18 protein-coding genes are annotated in these 26,901 nt (G+C 58.4%); 3 read left to right on the forward strand and 15 right to left on the reverse strand.

Annotation, left to right across the window (positions count from 1 at the left end):
* Positions 1 to 87: 87 nt before the first annotated feature.
* The 4 genes from PP1Y_RS01170 to PP1Y_RS01190 all read right to left on the reverse strand — a co-directional run bounded on the left by PP1Y_RS01170 (position 88) and on the right by PP1Y_RS01190 (position 6,782).
* On the reverse strand, positions 88 to 1,386 hold the full coding sequence (locus PP1Y_RS01170; RefSeq protein WP_232512296.1) for an MFS transporter: 1,299 nt from the start codon (positions 1,384 to 1,386) through the stop codon (positions 88 to 90).
* 88 nt (positions 1,387 to 1,474) lie between these two features.
* A complete protein-coding gene (locus PP1Y_RS01175; protein WP_013836275.1) occupies positions 1,475 to 2,362 on the reverse strand; it encodes an NAD(P)-dependent oxidoreductase in 888 nt (295 codons plus the stop codon).
* Positions 2,363 to 2,833: 471 nt separating this feature from the next.
* Positions 2,834 to 5,689, reverse strand: coding sequence for a TonB-dependent siderophore receptor (locus PP1Y_RS01180; protein ID WP_158511818.1), 2,856 nt, complete (start codon positions 5,687 to 5,689; stop codon positions 2,834 to 2,836).
* A 205-nt stretch (positions 5,690 to 5,894) separates the two neighbouring features.
* Positions 5,895 to 6,782: a LysR family transcriptional regulator gene (locus PP1Y_RS01190; RefSeq protein ID WP_013836278.1), complete on the reverse strand. Its 888-nt coding sequence runs from the start codon at positions 6,780 to 6,782 to the stop codon at positions 5,895 to 5,897.
* A 138-nt stretch (positions 6,783 to 6,920) separates the two neighbouring features.
* On the opposite strand from PP1Y_RS01190, the gene PP1Y_RS01195 reads away from it, so the two are divergent.
* The gene (locus tag PP1Y_RS01195) at positions 6,921 to 8,639 is read left to right on the forward strand and encodes an IlvD/Edd family dehydratase (RefSeq protein ID WP_013836279.1); all 1,719 of its coding nucleotides are present in this window, start codon (positions 6,921 to 6,923) and stop codon (positions 8,637 to 8,639) included.
* 97 nt (positions 8,640 to 8,736) lie between these two features.
* Entirely contained in the window at positions 8,737 to 9,522 is a 786-nt protein-coding gene (locus tag PP1Y_RS01200; RefSeq protein ID WP_013836280.1) for an SDR family oxidoreductase, read from the forward strand.
* A gap of 24 nt (positions 9,523 to 9,546) precedes the next feature.
* On the opposite strand, the gene PP1Y_RS01205 is transcribed toward PP1Y_RS01200, so the two are convergent.
* The gene (locus PP1Y_RS01205) at positions 9,547 to 10,422 is read right to left on the reverse strand and encodes a LysR family transcriptional regulator (RefSeq protein WP_369799477.1); all 876 of its coding nucleotides are present in this window, start codon (positions 10,420 to 10,422) and stop codon (positions 9,547 to 9,549) included.
* 242 nt (positions 10,423 to 10,664) lie between these two features.
* Here PP1Y_RS01205 and PP1Y_RS01210 point away from each other — a divergent pair, with 242 nt between their 5' ends.
* Positions 10,665 to 11,369 carry a substrate-binding domain-containing protein gene (locus tag PP1Y_RS01210; protein WP_013836282.1) on the forward strand — a complete coding sequence of 235 codons (705 nt, stop codon included), beginning with the start codon at positions 10,665 to 10,667 and terminating at the stop codon, positions 11,367 to 11,369.
* 189 nt (positions 11,370 to 11,558) lie between these two features.
* Here the strand turns inward: PP1Y_RS01210 and PP1Y_RS25135 are convergent.
* From PP1Y_RS25135 to PP1Y_RS01265, 10 genes are all read right to left on the reverse strand, one after another.
* Positions 11,559 to 12,325 (reverse strand): IS5 family transposase gene (locus PP1Y_RS25135; RefSeq protein WP_148274775.1). Its coding sequence is split into 2 segments (ribosomal slippage): positions 11,559 to 12,013 and positions 12,013 to 12,325, totalling 768 coding nucleotides; the frame shifts between segments, so codons are not numbered across the junction.
* A 461-nt stretch (positions 12,326 to 12,786) separates the two neighbouring features.
* Positions 12,787 to 15,648, reverse strand: a complete 2,862-nt coding sequence (locus PP1Y_RS01225; protein WP_148274776.1) for a TonB-dependent siderophore receptor — start codon at positions 15,646 to 15,648, stop codon at positions 12,787 to 12,789.
* Positions 15,649 to 15,695: 47 nt separating this feature from the next.
* The gene (locus PP1Y_RS01230; protein ID WP_148274777.1) at positions 15,696 to 16,673 is read right to left on the reverse strand and encodes a hypothetical protein; all 978 of its coding nucleotides are present in this window, start codon (positions 16,671 to 16,673) and stop codon (positions 15,696 to 15,698) included.
* Entirely contained in the window at positions 16,670 to 17,695 is a 1,026-nt protein-coding gene (locus tag PP1Y_RS01235) for an alpha/beta hydrolase (protein WP_013836289.1), read from the reverse strand. Before PP1Y_RS01235 ends, PP1Y_RS01230 begins: the two co-directional genes overlap by 4 nt.
* 22 nt (positions 17,696 to 17,717) lie before the next feature.
* Entirely contained in the window at positions 17,718 to 19,577 is a 1,860-nt protein-coding gene (locus PP1Y_RS01240) for a CocE/NonD family hydrolase (RefSeq protein WP_041558158.1), read from the reverse strand.
* Between the two features lie 62 nt (positions 19,578 to 19,639).
* Complete coding sequence (locus PP1Y_RS01245; RefSeq protein WP_041558159.1) at positions 19,640 to 22,309, reverse strand: TonB-dependent receptor domain-containing protein; 2,670 nt, start codon at positions 22,307 to 22,309, stop codon at positions 19,640 to 19,642.
* A gap of 98 nt (positions 22,310 to 22,407) precedes the next feature.
* Positions 22,408 to 22,629 (reverse strand): hypothetical protein, encoded by a 222-nt coding sequence (locus PP1Y_RS01250; protein ID WP_013836292.1) that lies wholly within the window; start codon positions 22,627 to 22,629, stop codon positions 22,408 to 22,410.
* Positions 22,630 to 22,910: 281 nt separating this feature from the next.
* A complete protein-coding gene (locus PP1Y_RS24530; RefSeq protein WP_013836293.1) occupies positions 22,911 to 23,894 on the reverse strand; it encodes an MBL fold metallo-hydrolase in 984 nt (327 codons plus the stop codon).
* Between the two features lie 93 nt (positions 23,895 to 23,987).
* Positions 23,988 to 25,019, reverse strand: coding sequence for a hypothetical protein (locus PP1Y_RS24830; protein WP_013836294.1), 1,032 nt, complete (start codon positions 25,017 to 25,019; stop codon positions 23,988 to 23,990).
* Positions 25,020 to 25,227: 208 nt separating this feature from the next.
* A complete protein-coding gene (locus PP1Y_RS01265; RefSeq protein WP_148274779.1) occupies positions 25,228 to 26,784 on the reverse strand; it encodes a hypothetical protein in 1,557 nt (518 codons plus the stop codon).
* Between the last annotated feature and the right edge of the window lie 117 nt (positions 26,785 to 26,901).

The raw sequence follows: 26,901 nt of genomic DNA on the forward strand, positions 1-26,901 counted from the left end.
GGGGGTGGTGCAGGGCATCCCCAACCTGTTGTCTAACCCCTTGCGGCGATCGGTTACCGCGCAGAGAAGTTGACTCGATCGGCTCTTTTAGCGAGCATCCTGACCCTGCTCGCCGTCAATATGGCTTGGAGTCTGGAGCAAGAGCGCGACCGTCAAGCCGGCGAGAGCGATAATGGCAAGAAGACCGAGGCCCCAAGAATAGCTTCCGGTGGTTTGTTTTACCCAACCGATAGCATATGGACCGACGAAGCCACCGAGGTTGCCAATCGAATTGATCATCGCGATGCCGCCGGCTGCGGCGCTCCCAGTTAGGAACATGGATGGGAGGGGCCAGAACGGCACTTTACCGCCGTAGGTGCCCGCCGTTGCCAACGCAATGAGGACGATCGCGACATAACTCGGTCCGACCAGCCCAGCGCCGGCCATGCCTAGTGCCGTCATTCCCAAAGCGAAGGCTGTGAGTTGCAGCCGGTATTGCCGCAGTCTGTCCGATACCACGCCAAAGACGAAGATTCCCAACGCTCCGATAATAAAAGGGATCGACGACAAATAATTGGCATCAGTAGCACTACTGCCCATACCTTTGATGATTTGGGGAAGGAAATAGGATACGCCATAACTGCTGGCGGTGTTCGCGAAATAGATGAAAGCAAGTGCTATCGTTCGCCTGTCCGCCAGGGCTTGCAGAAGGCCCATTGAGGAATGCGCGGTTTCGATTCGCTTCCTCTCCGCCGCAAGAGCGCCGGTCAGCCATTCCTTTTGCTCAGGCTCCAGCCAAGTGGCTTTGCCAGGGTGATCGGGAAGAGTGATAAGCACAACAAATGCAAGTAAAACCGTGGGTAGGCCTTCGAGAATGAAGAGCCAGCGCCAATCGGCAAGGCCGAGCACGCCACCCATATTCTGCAAGATCAAGTTGGAAATCGGGCCTGCGATGGCCAAGGAAAGCGGGATCGCGATCATGAACCAAGCCATGATGCGTGCTCTAACGTAGGACGGGAACCAGTAGGTGATGTAAAGAATGACGCCGGGGAAAAATCCCGCTTCGGCGGCGCCTAGGAGCAGGCGCAGAGCGATGAAGCTGCTCACGCCGTTCACCAAGGCCATGCACATCGAGAGCGCACCCCAGGTGATCATGATGCGCGCGATCCATCTCCGTGCTCCCACTCTTACCAGCATCAGGTTACTGGGAATCTCGCATACGAAATAACTGATAAAGAACAGTCCCGCGCCAAGGCCAAATATAGTCGACGACAGGCCGAGGTCGCCCTGCATGGACAACGCAAATCCGATGTTAACCCGATTGATGTAGGCGAAAAAATACGAGGCGAAAAGAAGTGGCAGCAACCGCCACATAACTTTTCGAATGGTAGAAGATTCAATATCCACCAGTTTACTCCTTGGGAGCATAATTTACAAATGAAAGCTAATATTTTGCGGGGATAGCGACAATAAGTTGAAATCTTTCTTCACAAAATTATTTATCTCGCCGCACTTTTATGCCGAGTAATTTTTCAAATACGAGAATCATTGCGCCTTTGTCTTTGCTTCCATGACCTTCTCGCAGCGCAGTCTGGTAGACTGCTGTCATGGCACTGATCACCGGCATGGGAATGTTGTGATCAGCACTGATCTTATGGGCACTTATAATGTCTTTGTAGGCACCTTTTAGGGTGTACGAAGTGTCAAATATTTCATCTAGGATGTGGGGTAGAAAATATTCACTGGCATAGCTTCTGCCAGTTCCTGTATTTATTACTTCTACAATCTGAACGGGGTCTAGGCCTATTTTTACGGCCATAGGCACAACCTCTGCGAGCGCAGCAATGTTAGTATCATAGACTAATTGGTTGGTCATCTTCATGAGCTGGCCGTTGCCGACCTTACCCATGTGCAATACTTTCGTGCCGATACGTTCCAAATAGGGCTTGGCTTTCTCGAACAGATCCTTTTCGCCGCCAGCCATGATCGTGAGGGTGCCTTCGTTCGCGCGCTTCTCCATCCCGGATACAGGTGCGTCGAGAAAGTTGATTTGCATGTCGGCCAATCGGGCTGCGACTTCCAGCGCATCTTGATAAACCACGGTAGACAGATCGACTATAAGGGTGCCCGGGCGGACAGTGGCTGCCAAACCCCCTGATCCAAACAGGATATCCTTCACGATTTCGCCATCAGGTACGCAGATAAAGATTATATCGCTATCGCGACAGATTGTTACGTCTGTCGAGGCTGCGATTCCTTTGGTCGTAAACTCTTCGAATACCTCTGTATTCTGTGAGCTCACTGTCAACGTGTCGGTCGGACGGTACAAATGGTGTGCAATGGGGCGCCCCATGGTGCCAAGACCGATAACGCCGAGCTTCATCTGCAAACCCTTTCTGAAAATTGAAACGCCGCATCTCTTTTGGTTATTGGTTCAGTCGGGCCCAATGCGTCCTGAGCCGATTCTCCCAGTATCTCTGAAACCAGTTCACTGCTTCGTTGCCGACTATCAGCCGATAAAGTTGTCTATCCGTGCGGTAAGGAAGCTTCGTAAGTGAGGAAACCGTTCCCCTGTAGGTCCGGGCTTATTCCTTAACGTGACAGCGTCACCATCGGCCACTTCCATTTCCATTCCCGCAGGGCAGTCCTACCATTAGGCCTTGTCTGGGAGCGGGCCAAGATATTCTAATCTGAGGCGCCGGCGGGGAAGAGCGCGCAATTCCTTTGCTTCGGCGTCGTCATTCGGTCTTGACCAAAATCTGGAACCTGACCGGCAGGGGCTACGCCGGTTGCTTCCATGAGCATTCCCGGCAGGGGCGTCATCATGATTGTAGTCCTTTCACGGCTGTCGTCATCAAATTTTGAAACGCACGCCGGCGCGGAAATATCGCCCGACAACGTCAAACAAAGAGGGGTTGAAGCTGGGCGCCAAAAAATTCTGCGAGGCGACGATCGGTGGCGACTTGTCAAATAGGTTCGACACTCGGAAATAGACTTCTAGACCTCCGCGGGTCGGAATCTTGTAGTTGATGCCCGCGTCTACATAGGACGCTCCAGCTACATAGTTATTGTCTACAGTAAGCGGGCCGGCCGCATTGTCGTAGAACGATGTCGAAAGCACACCCGAACTGATTAATCGCCAGGTAGCCGACAGGGTGACGCGATTTTGGTTGTAGAGGGCCGAAACGTTCCAGCGCCACCGCGGAGTCGAGCCTCTGTTTTCGCCGGCCGCGTCGTGGCGGCTGCCAACTCCGTCATCGGTAACGTTCTTGAGAACCCGTGTTCCAAGAGCGCGAAGGGAGAGGTTAGCATCCCAACCCGGCACCCAGTCGGCCAAATTCTTGCGATAACCAAGTTCGATATCGTAGCCTTTGAGCTCTAGCGACGCGAGGTTAACCGGACCCGTGATTGTGCTGACGATCGCATCGTTGCGCAAAACACCGCCGACCACGCCAGTGCCACGGGTGACTAACGCGCAATAGTCCGGCCGCACGCCTGCTTCGCAAAGATTAACGATATTCTGGGTGCCCGGGCTGGCAATGGCGTCGCGCACCTTGATATTGTAGTAATCCACCGAAGCGCTAAAACCGCGCAGCCAACTGGGTTGGTAGACCGCGCCTACACCCCACGAACTGGCCCCCTCGGGCTTGAGATTGGGGTTGCCGACGTTCGAGTTGGGGATGCTGACTGACGCGTTGCTATAGCGCGGGTCGAGGATGGGAGCTGTGTTGACGCTTCCGCCCGAGTAAAGGTCATTCAGGCCGGGGGCGCGAATATCACGCGAGCGTGTTGCTCGGATAAGAACATCGGGGATCGGCCTGTAGTTGACGCCCACCTTCCAGGTAGTGACGATACCCGAGCTAGAATAGTCGGTCCGGCGGACCGCAGCGTTCAGCTCGAGCGAATGAGCTAGGACGAAATCCTTGGCCAGGGGCACGACCGCTTCGCCGAACAGTTCTTTCACGTTATATGAGCCGTTGGTGGGCTTGTAGTTGCCCGCGAACCACCCGCTGGCAAGCGAGACGTTGTCAACGTAAGAGGTGGCGACATCCTCCTTGCGCCAACCCGCCCCGACCGTGGCCGAAATTGGCCCCGCCCAGAGATCGGCGATATCGCCCGATAGCGATGCTTCCGCGACCTGTTGGGTCAGTTGCATCCGTGTTGCAGCGGTTCCGGTGATATAAGCCAGCGCCTGTGGGCTGGCGACGCCGACACCAAAAGGATTAAGCGGTACGCAATTCGGGAATGTGGCGACGTTCCGGCACACGATCCCTCCGTTGGATGCGAAGACCGCATCGATCGCGCGCGTGTAGTTGGACTTGTTGATGACGTTGTTAAGCTTGATGTCGAGATCGCTGCGGCCGAACTGATAATAGACGTCCCATTTCCAGTTGTTGCCCAAACTTCCGTTCAAGCCGATGGTCGCCTGCTTGGAACGACGCTTGTTGTCCTGCTGCGCGCCGCCGATGTCCTCCACGTTGGTCCCGAAACCAAAGCTAGTCACGTTGTTCAGCGTCATCGCATCTACAATGCTCTGCGGGAGGTAAGCGTTAGTTTTCTGGATCGTCAGCGTGCCGAACTTACGCTGGTTGGCGCCCTTACCGCGACCGCGCGAATAGCCATAAAGGAACTGGGCAAACAGTGAGATCCGGTCATTGATTTCATAATCGGCGCGGCCAAGAAAATTCGCAAAATCGACTTGGGAAACCAATTGGCTTTCTGTGCCGCTGTCTTCAAACTGGCCGCCGGCCATGAGCGAACCGGCGATGTAGCTGCCGTAAGAAAACGGCAAAAGTTGGCCCCCGACGCCGAACTGAGTGCCCTTGAGCGGACCGCTGGTGATCAGGCCCCCTGGAGCTGCCAAAGAATGATTTACGTTGTTGAAAGTCAGGAGCGCGGGCACGTTGGGCGTAGCCGTTCGGCTGACGAAGGCGGAATTGGGCAGCAAGCGTGTGCCCGTGTACCACGACCGTTTGGAGGTATCGAGATGGTCGATTCCATCCGTTTTCTGCCATTCGCCGCTCAATAGCACATGAAGGCGGTTATTGAGGAAGCGCCCGCCGTAGGTCAGCGCCAGGCCACGCGAAGCATTGTCGTTGCGCGACGAGATGCCGCCGTTCATCTCGCCTTTGAGACCGGTGAATTCTTTGTCGAGCACGAAGTTGACGACGCCAGCCACGGCGTCCGAGCCGTAGGCTGCCGAAGCCCCTCCGGTAACCACGTCGATGCGCGTTACGGCCTGGCCGGGGATGTTGTTGGCGTCCGTTACGCCGCTGGCAACAGTCGGAACCACGCGCCGGCCGTCGATCAGCACTAGGGCCCGCTGCCCGCCCAGTCCGCGCAGGTTAAGGATGTTTTGGCCGGAAGCGCCTTGGCTAGTCCCGCCGTTTCCTGTCGAAGGGGTGGCACTACCTTGCAATTGAGGCAACTGGTTCGCCACATCGGCGATATTGGGTAGGGCGGTGGCCCGGATATCTTCTTGGGAGAAAACGGTTGTGGGTGTTGGTGCCGTGAAGCCGTTGCGCACGATGCGAGAGCCCGTGACGATGAGTTCCACTGGCTCAATCGGTGCCGATTCCTGGTCGGTGTCGGCAGATTTCATATCGCTTTCTGAGGCGGATTGCGCATTGGCGTGGCTCGACAAAGAGAGTGCCAAGGCCAACACTACGAAGCTTGCTCCCATCCATGCGGTATTCTTGCGGCCAGTCATTGACATCCCCTCTGATGCGATTGGCGGCTTTTTTTTTGGGGTCCTTCCCTGCAACCGATCCATTCTCGGCGTCAGGGTGAACTTACATGCCGCTCGGCGGGCATAGCTGCACAGCCTCACTCATTAAGGCAATTCGATATTTCCTATCTCATTTATAGCGAAACCTGATGTCGACACCCCGCCTCGCCCAAGCAATTCTTGCTCCTCACACAATCCCGTTCGACAGAAGGAATTCGTAGAAGTTAGACGCGGCGGGGGATTTGGATGCGCCGCGTTTCTTGACAAGATCCATGCGTCGGACAAATGCCGGATGGTCGACTTTGCGGGCGGCGAGCTGCGAATCTTCCAAAGGGACGCAAAGGGCGGGAAGAATGGCGATGCCGAGTCCGGCTCGGGCCAATTCGATTGCGGAGTGCATATATGTCACTTCAACCGACGGCTCGGTTAAGCGGCCCATTTGCAGAAACACCCCATCTACAATCTTGCGAACATGGGATCTCGGATCGAGCAGGATCAAGGGGTATTCGGCCAAGGCCTCTATCGTGAGTTCCGCTACGCCCTCCAAAGGATGGTGTCGTGGAAAGATCGCGTGCATGTGATCAACAATTAACGGAGTGCACTCGAGATCATTCGCATCGTTTGCCCCATCAACGATCCCGAAATCAACTTCTTCCTGTCGGATTAGCGTGAGAACTTTCTGGGCAGTTGTATCGTGGATCAGGAAGGTGACATCGGTGTGTAGCCTGCGGTAGTCAGCGATTCGCTGCGGGAGGAAATAGGCCGCGACTGAGGGAAAGCATCCAACCCGAACCTTTCCTCGCAAGGACCCGTCAGCACGTTGTGGAGCCAATGCAAGTTCAAGCTCCTCAAGGAGTCTTGTGAGCACCGGAAAAAGATCTCGACCAGCGGGAGTCAGCGTCACCTGATGGGTTGACCTGTCGAGCAGCTTTGTTCCGACCTGTTCTTCCACCCGCTGAATCTGGACCGTGAGGGCAGGCTGCGAAATGTTCAACACCGCAGCGGCCCTCGTGAAGCTACCGAGCCTCGCGACGGTTACAAAGGCGCTCAACTGGCGCAAGCTGAGACCAATCACATCTAAACCCTCTCTGACAGCCCGGCGTGCTATAATGAGATCGGAATTCGCCGATAGTCATTATTTATTTGCCAGAATGGATGGCGTGGTGACAAGGCGAGCTTGGTTGAATTTTTGCGATTAGGAGATTGACGTCAGATGGCTGAAGAAGACAAGTCGCATGAGGGTCTTACCAAGGGCCTCACGAACTATGGCGACATGGATTTCGCCCGCTATCTCCGTCTTTCGTTCATCAAGTCGACCGGCCTGTCGACCGAGATGCTTAACAAGCCTGTCATCGGGATTGCCCGCACCGGCAGCGACTTCAATAATTGCCATCGAATGATGCCTGAACTTGTTCAGGCCGTGAAGCGCGGGGTCCTGGCTGCGGGAGGCCTTCCGCTCGAATTCCCCACCATCTCGCTCGGCGAAGTGTTCTTGTCACCGACCAGCCTAGTCTATCGCAACCTAATGGCGATGGATACAGAGGAGATGATAAGAGCACAGCCGATGGATGCCGTCGTGTTGATCGGCGGCTGCGACAAGACGGTGCCAGCCCAGTTGATGGGAGCTGTGAGCGCCAACGTTCCAGCAATCCAGCTCGTCACGGGGCCGATGATGACAGGGCGTTGGCGCGGAGAGCGATTAGGAGCTTGCACGGATTGCCGCCGGTTCTGGGCGCGCTACCGTGCTGGCGAGATCGATGCCGAGACGATTGCGGAAGTCGAAGGCAACTTGGCTACCACGGCGGGTACCTGCGCCGTGATGGGAACGGCGAGCACGATGGCCGCCATCGGCGAGGCGCTCGGTATCATGCTTCCTGGAACGGCCGCCATCCCGGCGGTCCACGCAGACAGGCTGCGCGCGGCGGAAGCCTCCGGGAAGGTGGCAATGCAGTTGGCGCTTGGGGCGGTTACCCCAGACAAGATCATTACTCGGGATTCGGTGGAGAATGCGCTGATCACATTGCTGGCCATCGGGGGATCTACGAATGCCATTATTCACCTGACGGCAATCGCCGGCCGCGCTGGTGTGGACATAGACCTGGCCCGTCTGAATGCCCTTTCCGACCAGACGCCGGTGCTTGTCGATCTCAAGCCCACCGGTCCCTTCTACATGGAGGATCTCCATGCCGCAGGCGGCATTGGCGCCATTTTGCGTGAATTGAAGCCTCTTCTGCACCTCGACTGCCTGACCGTTACGGGGGAAACCCTTGGGCAACGTCTGGCGCATCCGCATAATTACGTGGATCGTGCGGTTATCAAGGCGTTTGAGGAGCCCCTGCAGCCGCAGGGCGGCCTGGTCGCGCTTTTCGGCAACCTCGCCCCGCGAGGGGCGATCCTGAAGCGTGCTGCGGCCGATCCGGCCATGTTCGAGAAGGAAGGGCGTGCTGTCGTGTTCTCTTCGCTAGAGGACCTTTCCCGGCGCATCGACGATCCAGACCTTGATGTGACCGCCGACGATTTCATTGTCCTGCAGAATGCTGGTCCAAACAGCGCGTCGGGAATGCCCGAGGCGGGATACTTGCCGATTCCGGGAAAGCTTGCACGCGCCGGGGTAAAGGACATGGTCCGTATCTCCGACGCTCGGATGAGCGGTACGGCTTATGGCACCATTGTGCTGCACGTCGCGCCCGATGCGGCATCGGGCGGTCCACTGGCGGCTGTTCGCAATGGCGATCGAATTCGAATCTCGGTCAGGGACAAGGCCATCGAACTGTTGGTCCCCGCGGACGAGATCGCGCGCAGGATTGCCGAGAGCCCGCCAGAAGCGCTGAAGGTTCCGCGCGGTTATGCGCGGCTGTACCAGCAGGAGGTGCTGCAGGCCGATCAAGGCTGCGACTTTAACTTCTTGCGGAAAAGCCCGATCGAGCGTTGAGGGCTGCCAGCGCAAACCGGCGCCGCCGTTTCGTCTTGCGGCTGCATGATATCCCGAACCGAGTTGAGGATAATCAACCCGACAGGAGATGGCTGGCATGGACCTGGGATTGAACGGCAAGGTCGCCCTTGTCATGGGGGCGAGCAGCGGTCTTGGTGTGGCGACAGCCCGCGCGCTCGCGGCTGAAGGTGCCAAAGTTGCACTTGCCGCGCGTCGCGTCGATGTCCTCGCCAGACTGTCCAAAGAAATCGAGGCGGCTGGCGGTTCGGCGCTTGTTGTCGAGTGGGACCTAGCGGAACCGGATCGAACCGAACCAGCCTTGGATGAGATCGAGGCTCAGTTAGGTCCGATTGATATTCTCGTGGCGAATACCGGTGGCCCTCCGCCGCGCGGGGCGGAGGGGATTCCGCACGACCTCTGGCTCGAGCAATTTAGGGTGATGGTTCTGAGCATTGTTGGGATAGCAAACCGGCTTGTGCCAGGGATGCGTCGCCGCGGCTGGGGCCGGATCGTGACTTTTGCTTCATCTGGCGTGATAGTGCCGATACCGAATTTAGCCCTCTCCAATGCGCTTCGGCTCAGCCTGGTGGGCTGGTCGAAGACGTTGGCTGCCGAAGTCGCCGCCGATGGAGTAACTGTCAATGTTTTAGCGCCAGGGCGCATCAATACCGATCGTGTGCGATCGCTCGACAATTCACGAGCGATACGCGAGGGCAAGGACGTCTCGGCTGTGGTGGAAGCGAGCCATGCCGCCATCCCGGCACGCAGGTATGGTACCCCGGAGGAATTCGCGGCTGTGGCCACCTTTTTGGCCGGCGTACCGGCCTCGTACGTCACCGGATCGATCGTCCGAGTGGACGGCGGTCTAATTCCGGTGATCTGACCGGGGGATCGCCCACCCGGAAGCCTACCGGTATTGAGACGGGACAAGGATTTCCCGTTTCTGTTCGACGAGCCGATAAAGCCAGCTGATCACCGCGCGCATGCGGGCGGTTTCGTAAAGGTCTTCGTGGACCGCAATCCAGAACGTGCGGGTCGACGTGCGCTCAGGCAGAATCCGAACGAGATCGCGCGAATCGTCGGCCATGAAGCAAGGAAATGCTCCAATTCCTCCGCCATTGGCGGCTAGAACCAATTGGATACGCAACGAAGAACAGGCCAGGTGCAGCTTTAGTCCTGTCTCGAACCGGTCGAGAAAGCGAAGCTCCGGCGTGTAGATAAGATCGTCCACATAGCCGATGCACTCATGGCCCCGGAGTTCTGCCGCAGTCTGGGGAACGCCGCATCTACCAAGATAGCTTTCCGACGCGTAGAGTCCAATTTCATAGTCAGATAAAGCATCGACGCGCAACTTGCGAGGTTCTGGGGGGCTGGAGGTGATCGCAATATCTACCTCGCGGGTCGTGGCGGAAAGATAGCCGGGGGTGGCTACAAACTCCACCCGCAAGCCTTTGCGTTGATTGATAAACGAAGGAAGGTTAGGGGCCAAGATATAGCCGCCCAACCCATCGGGGCAACTCATTCGCACCGTTCCCGCAGCCGCACCAGGAACCCGATCTTCTTCCGCCATCTCCATCGCCATCTCCACGGCGATCCCGGCTTCCGATAGCCGCCGCCCGGCAGCCGTTAGCTGAAGAGATCCGCCATTGCTGAAGAACAGCATAGATTGAAGATTCGATTCCAGGCGCCGTGCGCGACGTGAAACAGTCGTAGCATCGAGGCCGAGCTTGCGACCCGCCGCAGAGAATGATCCATGACGCGCGAGTGCGATGAACACTCGCATGTCCTCCCAGTTAATCATTCCCCAGCCTCACCCTCGTCTGTTGTCCCAGCACGAAGACAGGCCCCGGCCGTTCAACATGTTGATATACCACACTCATATCAAAGCATCTCGCGGCGGTCACTGCAATTTTGCAGGGACTGCGACTATATCGCTCAAGAAGGCAGCGGGCTTCGGCTGTATACGGGGCCATACCGGCCGCATTTACAAATTCCTGCACCGCGTTCAAATGACAAGGACAATGAATGACTTCACCTGCTTTGGTCGCGCCGATTCGCGTGATTTCAACCTTTGCTTTAGCTAACGCCATGAACCAATTGGTCGAACTGAACCAAGCAAGGACCGGGGAATCAGCCGTCCTTGAATTCGGCCCAACCTCACAACTGTTAGAGAGCATCAGAACTGGGCGTGGTGGGGATGTGGCTATTCTGACTGCGGACGGGATCGAGCAGTTGATCTCGAAAGGGGTGCTACTGCCGGGAAGTCGTACCGATATCGCGCTTTCGTCGGTGGGGGTGGCGGTGAGGGCAGGGGCGCCCTGGCCTCCGATCGATACGGTTGCAGCCTTCGTCGCCACTCTTCTTGCTGCCCGTTCGGTTGCCTATTCTCGGAGCGGAGCGAGCGGCATTTATTTTGCAGAATTGCTTCAGCGTTTAGGGATTTCCAGCGAGATTAATGCTAAAGCGACCATTATCGAGCAGGGATTTACGGCAGAATTGCTGGTGGATGACCGAGCGGATATCGCTATTCAGCAAGTCAGTGAATTGCGGCGCGTCCTAGGTATAGATGTGATCGGCCAGCTGCCGAGAGAAATCGCCTGCGACACCTGTTTTTCTGCCGGGCTATTCCGGGAATCGCGAAATCCCGCCGCCGCGGCGAGCTTTTGTCAAACGCTGGTCTCGTACGCGAGCTGGCCGATCCTATTGAAGTCCGGATTGGAGCCATTCTGATCTGGGCGGCGGTTCGCCATCATCGTACGCCATGGGGCATTAGCATGCCGGAGTGCCGAATGATTTGCGTTCATAGCAGGGGGCCCGGGCAAGGATTGTCCGGGCCGCCCTCAAGGAAAAACGAACGCTTAGAATTTGAAATGTACGCCGGCTGTGAAATACCGGCCCAAGACATCATAGAGCGCCGGGTTAGGCCGTAGACTCATAAACCCTTAGCCACAGCCGCATTGAGGCGAGTTGGACCATGGCAAGGAAGTTTTCGGCCAACTTGTCGTATCGGGTGGCCACCCTGCGGAAGTGTTTCAGCTTGGAGAAGAATCGTTCGATCAGGTTGCGCTCGCGGTAGAGCCATGTGCTGAAATATGGTTTCGACCTTCGGTTTGCCTTAGGCGGGACATTGGCAAACGCTCCCTTCTCGCGGAGTGTCGCCCGGATATGATCTGCATCATATGCTTTGTCGGCCAGCACGCTTGTTCCGGCGGCTACGTGATCGAGCAGGTCATCGGCAGCTTTCCCGTCATGGCTTTGGCCGGCGGTCAGGCTTAGCCTGATCGGGAGGCCTTGCCCATCGACGACCGCGTGGATTTTGGTCGTGAGGCCGCCTCGGGAACGACCGAGACAATGATCTCGATCCCCCTTTTTGCCGTCGCGGCCTGCTGGTGAGCGCGAACGGAGGTGCTGTCGATCATCTGGATGTCGCCATCATGGGCAGCGGTGATGGCGTCCATCATCCGGTCCCAGACGCCCGCCTTTCGCCATCGCACGAAGCGGTTGTAGCAGGTGGTGCGCGGGCCGTAGCGTTCGGGCAGGTCGCGCCACGGCGCACCGGAGCGCAGCACCCAGAAGATGCCGTTCAGCACGCGGCGATCGTCGACGCGCGGCACGCCTCTTGGCTTGTTGGGCAGCAGCGGCTCGATCACGCGCCACTCGAAGTCGGTCAGGTCATATCGGCTCATGCCGATTCTGAATCACATTTGGCGCATTATCGGAAGGACAATCAGCCGTGTTACCGAGCAGCCGTAAAGAGACGGCGCATGAACCACGTCCCTAACACTCCTACCGCGCTTACTGCCCAGATGATTAGAAGTGCAGGAATGGCTTGGGGATCAAATCCCTCCGAGAAACCGTTGAACAGCACGATCAGAGTAGCGCCGAGCGCGGCAGCCGCGAAAATGCCCTGCACAAGCGTGAAAACCACAGCATTATAAGTCTCCACAGCTCCGCTCTCCGACAATCGAACTGACCATGCCTGTGTATCAGGCCACACGAGCGCGATCATCAATTTATGAGTTCACGACCTAGATCTAAACGCAACTCCGTTTTCTACCATAAAACCTAGGTATCTTTCCCACTTTTTATGCTATTTACCCAAACTACCGGTGTGATCTATAGATCACACCGGCATATTTCTAATATATTAGAACTTCGTTGTGAGCTGGAGAGACACAATTCTTCCGAAAGGATTAGCATTCTGATTGTCAAATGCGTATCCGCTATTGGTGGAAATCACCACCGGCGGGTCTCTATCGAGGAGATTGCGGACGTTGACTGTCAGATCGACCTTGTTCACGAGGTCCAGCATTTCGCCGATTTTGAGCACGCCGACCAAGTCAACGGTCGTCCACGATGGCACGCGGTTAATCGGTTGGACAACGCCATTAATCGTGATCGGAAGATCGTTGCGATATGAGCCAACCACATTGAGGGACGGGCGCAGCATAATTGGGCCCTTGGACCAAGAAAATCCTGCGATTCCACGGAAGCTGACCGGCTGATTCATCACGTCCAGCGCATCGAGAACGGCACCGCCTGGCACGACCTGAAGCTTGTTGCTGATGATCTTGGTGCCGCTGATGTCGATCCGCCACTCCGACCCGGCAGCCTCCCACCCATAGCTAGCTTGAACGTCAATGCCGCGCTGGCGCACCGAACTTGCGTTGGTGTTGCGACCATAGATCACCGCCTTGGCGTTGCAGATGTTGGAAACGTCAATGTTTCCACCCGAAGAGGTCGGAATGGCGAAGGTGTCACGGTAGATCTGTGCCCACGTCGATTGATCCGACGGGAGGCAGTTCGAGGGTTGTGATGCCGCCACAATGTAATCAGCGTAGATCTGACGGTTTGTCGCGTTGGACAGGAACTGTGTGCTAGGCCCCTGCAGGGTAATGATCTGGCCACTATATGAGATGTCGTAATAGGTCGACGAAATGTTCAGGCCAGGCAGGTCGACTGGCTTGAAGTCGAAGCCGAATGTCAGCGTCTTAGCCTTTTCAGGTGAGAGGCTGGCGTTACCACCGGTGACACGAACAACTGTGGTCTGATTGTTGCCAACGTTGATCGGGATGGTCGGATCGCCAGCAGCATTTGCCTGGTTCGCTACCGTTATATTGGTGAAAAATTGCGGCCCGATCTCGATCAGGTTGGGAGCGCGAAACGACCGGCTCCACGAGCCACGAAGCCGCAACCCTTCGACCACGTCCCAATTGACGCCGACTTTCGGATTGGTGGTTGTCCCGAAATCCGAATAACGTTCAGTGCGCAGGGCTATATTCACCAAAAGTGACTTGACCGCTGGCAGGGTGAAGTCTTCCCCTATGAGCGGGACGCTCAGTTCGCCATAGGCCGCCCGAACGTTGCGTTTGGCATAAACGCCCGCGACATCGCGCGAGCCCTGGCCCATTGCGGTGCGGAACTGATCGATTTCCATATAGGTGGCGCCGACAGCGGCTTTCATCTGCCCGCCGGGCAATGTGAGTAGGGGGCCATCGAAGCGCAGAGCATATTCGCGTAGATTGGACCTATTCCTGTCGTATGCTGCGGGCATGAAGGTGCTCAACACGGCAGCCGAAGCTGGCGTGGGACTGAGCGGATTATACGTGCCGGCAGTCACGGCGGCCTGCAGCGCGGTACGGTCAACGTTGCCGGAGTTCGCGTCTACGCAGAGAGCGCAGTTGATGTTACGCGAATCGTTGAAGTTCAGTTGTCCGATCCAGCCGGCAGGAAGATTCGCTTTGAGGTTACCGATAACTTGCCACTGTTTGTTGTATTGGTTGCGCAGCGTTGTCCCGATGTCCTTGGCAAACGAGAATACCACCCGTTCATTTGCAGTGGCGCTCACCCCAGGGATGCCGGAAACATAAAAAGCACTTCCAGGCGTGAAGTTAACATTGGCCGACGGGAAGATATTCAACTGGCTGTGCTTCCAGTTGTAGAAAGCAAGAACCGAGGCAGTAAGCCAAGACGTCACTTCCTGCCTTAGGCTGACAGAAACCTGATGGCGTTCATTGGCCGGCAGGTATGTATTGTAATCGGAAGCATCGACTAGATTTGCTCGGTTCAGCGTCAACTCGGCATAGGTTAGTCGGCCATCCCTGCCAACGACGGGCGTGTAGTAGTTGAACAAGCCTGCCGTCGGGTACGTGGGGTTATTACCTTGCGAGGTGGTACGGGCGACGACGATACTACCTGGGACGCCCAAGGACGCGCTGTTTCCGTCCACGCGACCGTCAAGACCACCAAACGGTGTAAGATCCTGGCGTAGGAATCGACTTTCACCCTCACGCATTTCGGTACGCTTATTGTAATCGTAGGCAACGACGATTGAGCCCGATCCCCAGTTGTGGCCTGCGACGAGACTACCGCCCCATTCCGAGTAGCCGTCAGTGAAACTGGTCCGCCCGCTCACTTCAATGCCTTTGAAATTGCGGCGTGGTATGTAGTTGACGACGCCAGCAACGGCGTCTGAGCCGTAAATAGCGGATGCACCTTCAGCTACGACTTCGATACGTTCGAGTGCAGCAGTTGGCAACTGGTCGGCATCGACGAAGGACACCACGTTGCCAGTCGGAGCAATGCGATTTCCGTCGATTAGCAGCAGCGTCGCTCCCGCCCCGATACCGCGCAAGTTTATAGTGCGGCCCCGCTGGACATTACCATTGTTGGTTGTTCGCGGAGTATCGTCAAACCCAAGATTAGAAACGGCCGGGAGTTGCCGAAGGATGTCGACCGGACTGCTGCGAACAGCTTCCGACAGCGTCTCTCGGCCCAACGAAATCACTGGCGACCCGACGGATCCCACCCCACGTATGCTGGTACCCGTGACAATAATGTCCTGCGGATTAGCTTGCTCATCATCCGAACCATCATTCAATTGTTTATTCGTGCCGATAGATGTGTTCATGGATTTGGTTTGTGCCAATATTGGCGATGAAGCGACTATGGCTAAAATAGCGACCCCGGAAGAAAGTATGCGTCGATTTATGTCCATTTTTTCTCTCATTTTAAATTTTCTATTTGCAGGCGCATTTATTTTTGGCGTTTAATTTGTCAGCGTAGGTTCTTCTTCTTCACCGTCCATTTGGGATCACGGCAAAGGCGGCAGTCGGCGCCAACGAAGGATTTGGCTGCTTCCTTGTCACCCTTTAGTTGCCAGTCGATCCAATCGATCACGGCTTTCCCCATCGGACCGCCGTCCGGTTGGCGGAAAGTGCCCCCATGCCCGACATCCATATTCCCGTTGAACAGAGGAAGCTTATCGATGATCAGGAAATCTGCTTCTGAACCACGAAACGCTTGATCGGTGTGCCCACCGACGAAATAGGCAATTGGCGTATGCAGTTTAGCCAGGTCTTCAACCCCGGCAGGAATGTACTGCCGCTGTTCAAGTGATCCGTCGGGCTGAGGTACGCCGCCACGGATAATGCCGCTGTTTATAACGATAACTGTCTTGACCCGCGGATCGGCCCCGATCGCGATGGCCTGAAGCCCGCCGCAACTGCGGCCCAAGACGGCAATTTTCGTCGTGTCGAGGCGTCCCTCATATTTGCTTCCGGGCCGGGAATTCTCTGCGATAGCCCAGTCGATTGCGGCAGTCAGACTGGCATTATTGCTCTGAGCAGGGCGAGGAGAGTTCGGGGCGCGCGTGGCACGGGGTGCGTTTGCATCGCGGACCGGACGGGGAGCATCCCGCCCGGCCGCTTCCTCACGAGGAGGACGCTGCGCGATCGGGCCCGAGGCTACGGCAAGGTAACCGTGCGAGGCTATTTCGCGCAGGAAAGGCTCCGAGCTGTTGCCAATGTTCGCGCACCCACCATTGCCCCACGCGAGAATTGGGATCTTAACCCCGGGCGGAAGTTCGGCGGGCCGGTACACCGTATGGTCGGGCAATGTAAGGTCCATCTCCATCACTGTGGTTGCCGCAGCACTCGGGGATGTTCGGGCAAGCAAAGTGATCGAGCCCGGCGGCCCCGCAGCAAGCATAACGGCCGCCAAAGCTGTACTGCGCACCAAAGCGGTCATGGTCATTGTATTCTCTCCCGCAAATCTGATTCAACGTTGGGGCGTGGCGCAAAATCGTGCAGCGCGAGCCAGTCGGTCACTCGATCCAGCCAGCTGTCGATTGGGGTACCTGTGGGCTCCATGCCGATTGCACCGTTGGCCATGTCAAAGACGTGCAACTCAACCGGCTTCTTGGCTTCGCGCCACTTGTCGAAAAGTGCGATAAGGCCGGGGGTGACGTTCCAATGATCCTGCTTGACCGCCATAAACAACGGCGCGGCATAGGCCGGGACGTTCACGTCCATAAGCGAGGGGCCGTAAAGCGAGATCACGAACGAAGGGTAGCCGGGGCCAGCCTCGGCCAGACCCGAGCCGACCGCGACGCCCCCGCCAGCCGAAAAGCCCATGATCCCGACCTTGGCCGGATCGACGTGCCACTTGGCGGAGTTAGCGCGAACAAGGCGAATGGCCTGGCCAGCATCAGCGACGGCCATGCGGTAGGCAATGGCCATTTCCGGATCATCCTGCGCCGGATCGGCGTTGGCATCGCGAATTACCATCTCGGGACGACCGGCCATGGGCAAACTTTCGGCGCGGGCACCGGTGCGCGACGGTGCAGCGCGCCCTTCCCCGCCATCGAGAGCCGGGCGCCGCTCCGCGCTAGCGCCTGGCGGGCCGGGAGCCTGCTGACGGATGCGATACTTGAGAACGAGCGCGGTGTAGCCGCGCGCGCTCAGCCATTCGGCCACGCTTGTGCCGCCCGCGTCGATGTTCAGCGCGCGCATCCCGCCACCCGGTGCAACAATGATCGCGGTGCCGTTGGCTTTGCCAGCTTCGGGCAGGTACACCGTCACCGTCGGATCGGAGACGTTGGTTATCCTGCGCCGACCGGGCTGACCGGCAACTTGCTCCGGCTGGGTCCACTTTTCGGTGCCCGGCGCCTTGCCCGGCCACAGGTGGATCTCCTCGGGCGTGGCGGCAAGTACCGGGAGGGCGCCGGTAACTACCAGCAGGGCGGCACTGATCGTGAAGGCTCGTGAAAGGTTCATCGTCATCTCCAGGTCCACCGGCTCAGCGCACGATCGGCAGTTCGACCTTTGAGGGGTGGCGCGCGTCCTGGTAGAGGGTTAGGTTCACCGGCTTGCTATCGGTCATCGGCGGATCCTGCCACTTGTTGGCGATCGAAGTGACGATACTGAGGCGGATCCGGTGGCCCTTCTGGAACACGTAGGACACCGGGAAGAAGTCGAACGCGAGCTCGGTCGGCTGGCCGGGGACCATCGGCTTGATGTCCTCAGCATAGCCGCGATGCCAAAGCTGCGAAGAGGGGCCCCAAGGAGTGGGATTCAGTTTGCGCCACGAGGCCCGCAGGCGGCCATCGGAAACGTAACTGACCTTGCCGTCCGGAGCGACGTCCTCGAGGATCGCGAACACGTTGGTGTCGCGCGTATCGGTGCTGACCCAGAGGCGGGCAGTGGGTGTGCCTGTCACCTGAAAGTTTCCGGCCAGGACCGGGCCGGTGTGGACCAAACTCTTGGCGTCGGCCTCGGACATATTGCCTTCCCACATCCGGCGCAGCGGGGAGTAGCGGCCCTCGAAAAGCTTCACTTCCTGCTGAGCGTAAGTGACGGGCTTGCCGCCTGCGGCCGGAGCGCGTGAAGACAGGGCCTGGCCGCTTAGAAAGAAGGGCTGGCGCACGCCGCTGGCCGCGGTCCAATTGGCGGCCTTGCGCCACTCGGTGCCGGGCACCGCGTTTTGGGTGTAATAGACGATCTCGCTCTTGCCAGCGCCGTTGTCCATGCCCCTGGCGTAATGGTCGAACCAGCGCAGGATCTCGGCGTTCACGTCGAAGGTGTCGCCGGCATGGCGCACCGTGGGTAGTGAGCGGTTGCCGTGGACCCAGGGGCCCATGACGGTCTTGCCGCCCCACACGCGCTGGCTCTCGAACTGTCCGGCGACTGCGGCGTCGGACCAGCCGCCGATTTGCAGCACAGCCACTCCTGAAGCCTTGACCGCTGGAGTGTGCATCATCGCCGTATCGTCGAGCGCCGGGCGGCCCTTGGCGAAGGTGTTGTACCCGTCGCGCGGCATGTTGGCCCAATACTGGCCCATGCTGCCCGCGCCGCAGCGCTGCCCTTCCTGGGCCTGGCGCAGCTGGCTGCCGTCGGTATCGGCATCAACGTTGGGTTTGCTCGGCGCGGCGCGATCCGCGGCCGCCGGCCGGGCTTGGCGCGCTTCCGACGGCGCTTCCTCATTGCGGGCGGGGCGCGCGCCGCCAGCCGGGCGGGCGCATTCGCCGTTGTAGTGCTTGGCCCCAAGGGCGAGCATCGGTACGCCGTTCATCGAGATGCCGTGGTCGAAGAACTGGGCGCTCGCGCACTGCGGCGAGATCGCCACGAGGTGCGCCGGCTTGTGCTGCATGACGACATACTGCCAGGCGCCCTGGTTCGAGCAGCCGTAGGTCACGACCTTCCCGTTGCTGAAGGGCTGCGATCCGGCCCAGTCGATCACGGCCTTGCCGTCCTTGGCGTCGGCCTCGTTGACGAAGCCGGTCTGCACGCCGAACGAGGCGCCGGTGCCGCGACGGTCGGCAGCGACCCAGATGTAGCCACGCGAAACGAAATAGTTGATCGCCGCCACGGTCTGCGGGCGGAAATCGTCACGGGCCTGGGTGACCACCACGGGCAGAGGCGCGGTCTCTTCCTGGCCGCCCTTGGTCGGTCGATAGATGGTGATCGCGATCCGCGTCCCGTCGTAGCTGGGGATGTAGATTGATGACTTGGCGAGGCCGTCATATGTGGCTGCTCGCTGGTAGGGCGTGATATCGGCCGGGATGGAACCCTTGGGTACTTGCACCTCGGCAAAGGCCGCAGCGCTGTTCAGCGCGAGAATTGAGAGTGGTAGAAGGGCTGCAGGAAGCTTGTGGTTCAAGGAAACTCTCCCGGGGGAATAAGGTCCGGGCGGCCCGCCGTTATGGGCCGCCCGGTATCAGTTCAGAATTTGGTCGTGGCGGTGATCGCCGCGACACGGCCGATAGCACTAGCCTTCGACGGGTCGTAAGCACCGTCCCGGTCGACCTGCGGCGGATCCTGATCGAGCAGGTTGCGCACGTTAAAGCCAAGACGCAGGTTACGCCCGCTGGCGTCCTCGGCGAATGTGTAGCCGACGTCGAGGTCGATGGTCGTGTAGGCCTTAACGTTCGGCACAAGTGTGCTGCTCGTGTTCAGGTAGGCGTTGGTGTAGTTCACCGTCACCTGGCTGCGGAACTGGCCTTTTGCCCAGCCGAGCGTGCCACGTGCACCGAAGCGGTTCGGGAAGCCGATGGTATTGAGCACACGCAGGGTCGGCTGGCCTAATTCGGACGACTTGTAGGTGAAGAACCTCGTTGCGTTGGCCGTTAGGCTGAACGTTCCGGCGTTGTCGGTGCGCAGGGAGTAGCGCAGGTCGACGTCTATGCCGTTCGTTTGCACCTTTCCGACGTTGATGCGACGGGCGTCGACAAGGACCAGGTTAGGGTCGTTGTAGTCGACCGGGTTCGCCGGCTGCAGCGACGAGCCTTGGATGATCGCCTTGATCCGGTTGAAGTTTGCATCGCCCTGGAACGCGACCACATTCGAGTACAGGGTCGGGTTCGCCCGGTACAGCGCGGTCCGGCCGAAACCGTCGACGATCTGGTTTTGGTAGGTGATGTCAAAGTAGGTGAAACCCAGACGCAGGCCACGCACCGCGGTCAGGTCTAAGCCGGCGGTCCAAGTGCTCGCCGTTTCCGGGGTCAGTGACGGGTTGCCGCCACGGATCAATGCCTGGTTCTTTGAACCGGTTACGCCCGTAAATGTGACGTTCTGGGTGAAGGTAACCGCGGCGCCGCTCGAGGTTGGGTCGCTTTCGGCCAGGCCCGGAGCGCGGAACGACTTGCCGTAGCTGCCGCGCAGAAGCAGGCCTTCGATCGGCTGCCAGTTGATGCCGATCTTGGGGTTTGTAGTCTTACCGGCGTCGCTGTACTGTTCGTGTCGCAGGGCTGCGGACAGTTCTAGGCGCTGGATACCCGGGACCGCGTTGGCCGGGCTGAACAACGGCAAAAACACTTCCCCATAAGCTGCCTTCACTGTGCGTCTATAGAACGACGAAGGCGAAGCCTGCTGCACGCCCGTGGTTCTGCTGGTGCTCTGGCCGTCACCAAGCAGAGTTTCCCTACGGTATTCGCCGCCCGCCGCAAAGCGTACGTCGCCAGCCGGAAGCGCGAACAGTGGACCATCGGCGCTCATTTCGGCGGTGCCCATGGTGCTGCGGCCGTGGATCACGCTGAGGCCCGAGAAAACTTTATCCAGCGTCGCCGGGTTGTTATTTCCGCCACTTCCGAACAAGTTAAGCGCGGTCAGCGGATTGCTGTCAGCCAGGGCCAGGCCAAGCTGGTAGGTGTTGACCAGCTTGCGACGCTCTGCGTCTTCACCCACGCCATAGGACCCAGAAGCGCGCAGACGGATCGCTCCGACATTCGCCTCAATGCCTGACAAGCCCTGCCAAGTCCGGGCCCAACCCGAAGCGTTGATGCGGCCCACTTCCGGCACCAGCGAGTAGGTGACGTAAACGTTACTGCCTGGGCCGCTGATCGCCACGTCGGCAGGGCGGAACGGATTGGTTACCGGTATCAGCTGGTTTGTCAGTGTGGCCGGTGAACGGACCGCTTCGAAGCTACGGCGGCTGTAAAGGCCTTGGACCCAGATCTTGACGTTTTCGGTCAGTTCCTGGTCAGCATAGGCATAGAGGCTGACACGCTGCGATTCCGGTAACAGGCGGTTGATGAGACGACTGCTGTCGCAGGTGTTGGACGTACCGGCGGTGAGGCCCGCACGAAGCACGCCGACGCCGCTGCCGCCGCGAAGCGCATAGGTGGTGCCGGTGGCGGCGCTTGAACCTACAGTCATCGTGCCCGGCGCGGCACAGTTGGTCGACAGCCCGTTCTGGCCGCCGAAGGAACGACGATCGTCGGTGATAAAGTCTCGGTCCGCAGCATCGACGCCGCTGTTGTGTACATAATCCACCGCCGCAACGATGTGGCCGCCGGTCCAGTTCGTGCCAACGATTGCACCGACCTGCTGGTCGCCGTAGTTCTTGCCGAGCGCGGCGCGCCCGGTCACTTCCACTCCCGAGAAGCGCTTGATAGGGATCAAATTGATAACGCCTGCGACGGCGTCCGAACCGTAGATCGCCGAGGCGCCATCGGCGATGACTTCGGCGCGCTCCAGCGCAATGGGCGGAATGATCGATGGGTCGACCAACTGGCCCTGTGTGCCTGCAGCAGGAACGCGCTTGCCGTCGATGATCGTCAGCGTCGCGGTTGGACCAAGGCCGCGCAGGTTCGGCGCCGAGGCGCGCGTTATATTCGAAGAGTTGGCCGCGCCGGTGCTGCCTTCGGCATTGAAACCAATCGAGGTCACCTGCGGGATCTGACGTAGTATGTCGGCCGTGGTGGTCTGGCCGGTAGCGGCCATTTCCTCACGGTCGATCGCCACGACGGTTGAGCCGACCGGCGCCACGCCGCGGATGCGGCTGCCAGTGACCACGATGTCCTTGGCATCGACAGGCTCACCGCCAATTGTATTGGAAATCTGGCCGGTTGTTATGGTCTGCGCATTCCCGGTCAGTGGAAGTATCGCGGTCATAGCTGAACCGGCAAACAGTACTAGCCTGCGGTAAGATCTTGACGTTTTCATATTATCCCCCGTTAAATAATTTTTGATTATCGCCGTTTATTGACGGATTATTCTGGATAAGTATTCCAGTTCGAAACATCCCAGCGATTGGCCGGGCTCGCAATTTTGCTGGATTCGAACAGCGTTAACTTGCCCAGATCGACCGTTGAACTCGCCGTGATTTCCGCTGCCAGCCCCCGCGCGCGTGGTAGGGTCGTGTCACCCCATTTGCCCTGGTCCAATCTCTCGATGAGAAGCCGGAAGCCGACTGCCTTGGCCAGCAGCGACATTTCGCTGAAGGCGCGGGCCTAACGCGGGACGCTTGTGGATCGGCTCGTGCAGCATCAAGGTCCAACAGGAGCGTATCATTCCAGTTCGCCGGCCGCAGACCGATCCAATGGGTTCCATCGGCAAGCACCCCGCCAATTTGTTTCGGAGCATGCGCGGGCACGGCAACTTGCGGGGCAAATGCGGGCGTAAGCGATAATGCTCCGATCGGCACTAACGCCAAGATCCCGGTTTTGAAAAGCGTGCGGACCCGCAGAGGCATGGGAAAGAATGAGCCCATAATTCAATCCGACTGTGCGGAAATTCCACCGGCCCGCTTGCACAGCGAAATAACGTCGAGATAGCGCGCGAACCGCTGTTCGCCGTAGATAAAGGGATTTTCCTTCGCCCCGGCATGCAACTGCGCCAACTTCGCCCGCGTATTAGGGTAGTTGTGGCTCCACCACCGTACTGAAGCGTGCGCCGCCTTCGCTTTGGCAAAGAAGCTGTCCACCTCTTCTTGGGTAAACTGAGGCGCCTCTGGCTGGCCACCGCCCCACTGCATTACTGTGAGAGGTTTGCCGTGCCAACGCACTGGATAAAGCAAAGATTGGGTTCCTGGCGTGTGTCCAGGCGTTTCGACGAGGGAAACCGTAGTGTCGCCCAGAGTGACCTTGAACGAGCCGTTGTAGCCAATATCGCCCGGTTGCCGAACCGGCTTGGGTGCTGGATCGACCCTCCCCCCCGGCATTATCAACGGCTTAGCTGAAAATGCCCAGTCCGCTTCAGTCATCACGACCTTGAAGCCAGGAAAATTCTGACGAAGATACTGGACGCCGCCGTGATGATCACCGTGTCCATGTGTGACGATCACGTACCGTATATCATGCGGATCGAGCTCAAACTTTCGCATGCCAGGGACGAGCATATTCGCAGCGTCTTCGCTGGTGGTCAGCGTATCAATGAGGATGAGACCAGCACTCGTCTTCAGAACGGTAGCGCCCACAAAGGAGTCACCAAAGTAATAAAGATTATCGAAAACCTGAGTGGGTTCAATGATCACTCGAGCCCGCGCTGGCGGCGGCCCGGCGGGTCGGGGACCCCTTGGTCGCGCCACAGGTTCGCACTGCGCGAGATAGTCCGCTTTCAGATCATCGCCGGCAATCTTCGCGGCCTCAGCCCGCAGGGCTGTTGGATTAACGGGTACCTGAGCCCAGGCACCCGCGCATGCAAGAGCGAAGCAAGACATGCCGACAGCCTTGATCAACCGCAATTTCTTCAAAGCCATTCATTCATCCTCTCTATTAAAGTCCGGCAGCATTGTAAGCCCTTACATCGATGCCGGGACCCTGGAATCCCGGGTAGACGGCCGCTCTGGCCATCACTTCATGTTCTTGCGCACCACTGTCCAAACGGGGTTACGGCACAATTCGCAGTCTTCACCGGAGAACATCCTGCCGGCACGCTCATCGCCTTTGAGCTGCCAATCCAGCCAGGCAACGGCGACCTTCGAGGTGCTCCCGCCATTCGCCTGCCTCATGGTCCCGGGGTGGCCTGTCGGAATTTCACCAAAGAACACCGGCACGTGATTGATGCGTGAAACGTCATCAACCGCATTTTCATGCGCTACGTCGTCAGCCCCTCCAGCCACGTACAGTACGGGCGTGTGCAGCTGCTTCAAGGCGTCTTTGGTGATCTCTACGCCGCCACCAGCACCCGGGCGCCCGAATATACCGCTGTTCCAAATCATGGCCGCTTTTACCCGGGGATCTTGTTGAATGGACAAAGCGAGTAAGCCGCCGCAGCTGCGACCAGAGGCAGCTATCTTGTCGACGGCGAGCTTGCCTCGATATGCGCTCCCATCACGGTCGTTTTCATTTACCGCCCAGTCGATTGCTGCCTCCATATTGGCCGGCAGCGTCTTTTCACGTGACTCGCCGGGGACAGACTCTCCACCCGGTTGTGGAGGGCGCGCGCCTCGGGCGCCTGTAGCAAGGCGGGGCGGCCGCGCGCCCTCCACAGGCCGAGGTCGCGGAGATTGGATCACGCGGTCAGCCGTCGGTTCCACGGGGCGATCAGGTCCGGGATTGCCAGGCGCGACAATGAAGTAACCGTAGGAGGCGACTTCAAGCAGGAAGCGGCGTGAAGCGGCGCCGCCATTGAACCGGCACCCGCCACTTCCCCATACCACGATCGGCATGCGGCCAATTTTACCAAGGTCGCGCGGTCGATAGATTGTCTGAGCTGGCCGTATCGATGAGTCGTATTCCATCACGGCGCCGTAAGGACCGGTAGGCGGAACTTCCGTCTCGGACAGTCCGCCGATTTCTGCATCCGCTGCCTGAGCTAACACTGCGCTGCTGCTCAACATTCCAATTAGAAAGGCTGCCGCGATCTTGGGAAAGCGTTTCATCGTTTCACCTTCTGAAAAGCATTAGAGGATTGGCAGGACGTCGCAACGCAACGGAACCGACTTGAAGCTCACCAATGATAGCGCTTGCATTTTCGATCGACCTTTCAGCAGCGCATTTTCCCACGGACTTCGTCATCTCTAAACCTTTCGCAGGTCTTCACTGCGGCTCAGCCACGCTGTGGCTTCAACAATCTCAAATCGATTTGGATCAGCCCGCAAGATCCGCTTTTGACATGCCGTCCATTCGCAACAGCATTCGGGAGAAATTCTCCAACTGCGCCCGAAGTAGTCGGGGATCCTGCTTCTCGATCCCACAGTTTTCGCTTTCCTTGAGCAGGAAGCTGGGTGCGGGCATAAAGCCAATCGTGGGAATACCTGCCGACATCGTCGCTCCGCTCTCCCCGGTATAGCGCCCTTTGTAGGGGTTCACCGCGACCACTCGATCTTCCAAGGTACCTCGGCTTTCCTCCAAAGCAATCTTGGCGAGAGCGGAGCTCTGCGTTTGGAGCATCGTTGTCTGATTGTAGCCGGAAGGCACATAGGCCTGACCGCGATCGACCCACTCCCGTGATCCCAGATGTTCGATCACCAAGGCCCCCACGGTGCGCTTGATGATGTCGGCATGCTTTTGAATGAACCCTCTGACGGACGGCACATAGGCTCCAGCCATGTGGCCGGTTGTCATCGTGAAGACATAGGTCCGACGAAGCGAGCCCTTGGGCTGTGCGGCCAAAAATTTAGCTAGTGCCACCACACCGATCGGGCCGTTCTCTTCCACGGCGTTCGGACCATCCGAATGAGTATGAACCAGGATCACCTCATCCGTCTGACCGGGCAGAATACCATAAAGCGTATCGGTCGGCGTGTTCGGAAAAATGTTGGCTTCAAGGGCGATCGTCGCCTCACCACCGGCCGCCGCGACCTTCGCGATCTCCTCGCCGGTCGTCTCGCCAACCCACAGGGCGGGGCAATCGGCGAACTTGCGCCCGAACGGAACATATTGCCCCTCGGCGTTGGCGTCGCTGACACCAACCCACGACAAGATCACGCCGGCCGCGCCCGCCTCCTTGAATTGCTCAAGCGCGGGCGCCGAACGGGTCTGATAGAGCTCAGTTTTCAACAAGTCTGGCAGCTTCAGATCGTCGGGATAAGCGCCCCAGGCCTTGAAACTGTCTCCAGCGGGAAAGCCATGTACCGGCGACCGCAGAAAAACAATCTTGCCGCGAACGTCCGGGAAGACGAGCGGCCTGGAGTTGGCCATGCCGTTGGACTGGGTAGAACCGAGATCGACAATCTTGCCGGTCACGCCCTTGGCCGAGGTCTTGCCCGAATAGGGGTAAGCAGAGGTCGAGTGCAGCGCAACCGCCTTCCCGCCCGGACGGCGAACCTGAAGCGAGCGCGACACTTCTTCCCAGCGAGGCAAAGTATAGGTATCGCGGAGGACCGATACGCCAGGCGCCGTCGCCAGCCAGTCGGCCATGCGGTTCACGAACTTCACATGTCCGGGGAAGCCCGTATTCCGGGAACCCAGCGAAATCAGATAGAGCATTTCCTCCCAAATCTCGTGCGCATCAGGCAGTCCGAAATAAGCTGCGCCCCGACCGGACGACTGCGCGTTGGATTGCCCTGAAGCCGGAGACGTAAGATTTGCCAGACCAGATGCGGACACCATCAACCCGGCACTGCCAAGCACACTGCGACGCGAAATCAATTTCCCCACCCTCCGCATGGCCCCATTTTTCGGAACCGTTCCATAGAGCTTCATTAATATAATAAACCCGCGGGGAACGCTCTGGCGAAGTTGCGGCATGGCATGCAAAAATGCAGCGATACTTCTAGACTGGCCCTGGAGTTGAAGGATTTATCCGCCGCGAAGCCCCTT

This window comes from Novosphingobium sp. PP1Y, assembly GCF_000253255.1.
GTDB lineage: Bacteria > Pseudomonadota > Alphaproteobacteria > Sphingomonadales > Sphingomonadaceae > Novosphingobium.

Excerpts from the sequence above, each read along its gene's own strand:
- PP1Y_RS01175 (WP_013836275.1), bottom strand. The coding sequence starts at position 2,362 with ATGAAGCTCGGCGTTATCGGTCTTGGCACCATGGGGCGCCCCATTGCA.
- PP1Y_RS01180 (WP_158511818.1), bottom strand. The coding sequence starts at position 5,689 with ATGACTGGCCGCAAGAATACCGCATGGATGGGAGCAAGCTTCGTAGTG.
- PP1Y_RS01195 (WP_013836279.1), top strand. The coding sequence starts at position 6,921 with ATGGCTGAAGAAGACAAGTCGCATGAGGGTCTTACCAAGGGCCTCACG.
- PP1Y_RS01200 (WP_013836280.1), top strand. The coding sequence starts at position 8,737 with ATGGACCTGGGATTGAACGGCAAGGTCGCCCTTGTCATGGGGGCGAGC.
- PP1Y_RS01205 (WP_369799477.1), bottom strand. The coding sequence starts at position 10,422 with ATGCGAGTGTTCATCGCACTCGCGCGTCATGGATCATTCTCTGCGGCG.
- PP1Y_RS01210 (WP_013836282.1), top strand. The coding sequence starts at position 10,665 with ATGACTTCACCTGCTTTGGTCGCGCCGATTCGCGTGATTTCAACCTTT.
- PP1Y_RS01225 (WP_148274776.1), bottom strand. The coding sequence starts at position 15,648 with ATGAGAGAAAAAATGGACATAAATCGACGCATACTTTCTTCCGGGGTC.
- PP1Y_RS01230 (WP_148274777.1), bottom strand. The coding sequence starts at position 16,673 with ATGACCATGACCGCTTTGGTGCGCAGTACAGCTTTGGCGGCCGTTATG.
- PP1Y_RS01235 (WP_013836289.1), bottom strand. The coding sequence starts at position 17,695 with ATGAACCTTTCACGAGCCTTCACGATCAGTGCCGCCCTGCTGGTAGTT.
- PP1Y_RS01245 (WP_041558159.1), bottom strand. The coding sequence starts at position 22,309 with ATGACCGCGATACTTCCACTGACCGGGAATGCGCAGACCATAACAACC.
- PP1Y_RS01250 (WP_013836292.1), bottom strand. The coding sequence starts at position 22,629 with ATGTCGCTGCTGGCCAAGGCAGTCGGCTTCCGGCTTCTCATCGAGAGA.
- PP1Y_RS24530 (WP_013836293.1), bottom strand. The coding sequence starts at position 23,894 with ATGGCTTTGAAGAAATTGCGGTTGATCAAGGCTGTCGGCATGTCTTGC.
- PP1Y_RS24830 (WP_013836294.1), bottom strand. The coding sequence starts at position 25,019 with ATGAAACGCTTTCCCAAGATCGCGGCAGCCTTTCTAATTGGAATGTTG.
- PP1Y_RS01265 (WP_148274779.1), bottom strand. The coding sequence starts at position 26,784 with ATGAAGCTCTATGGAACGGTTCCGAAAAATGGGGCCATGCGGAGGGTG.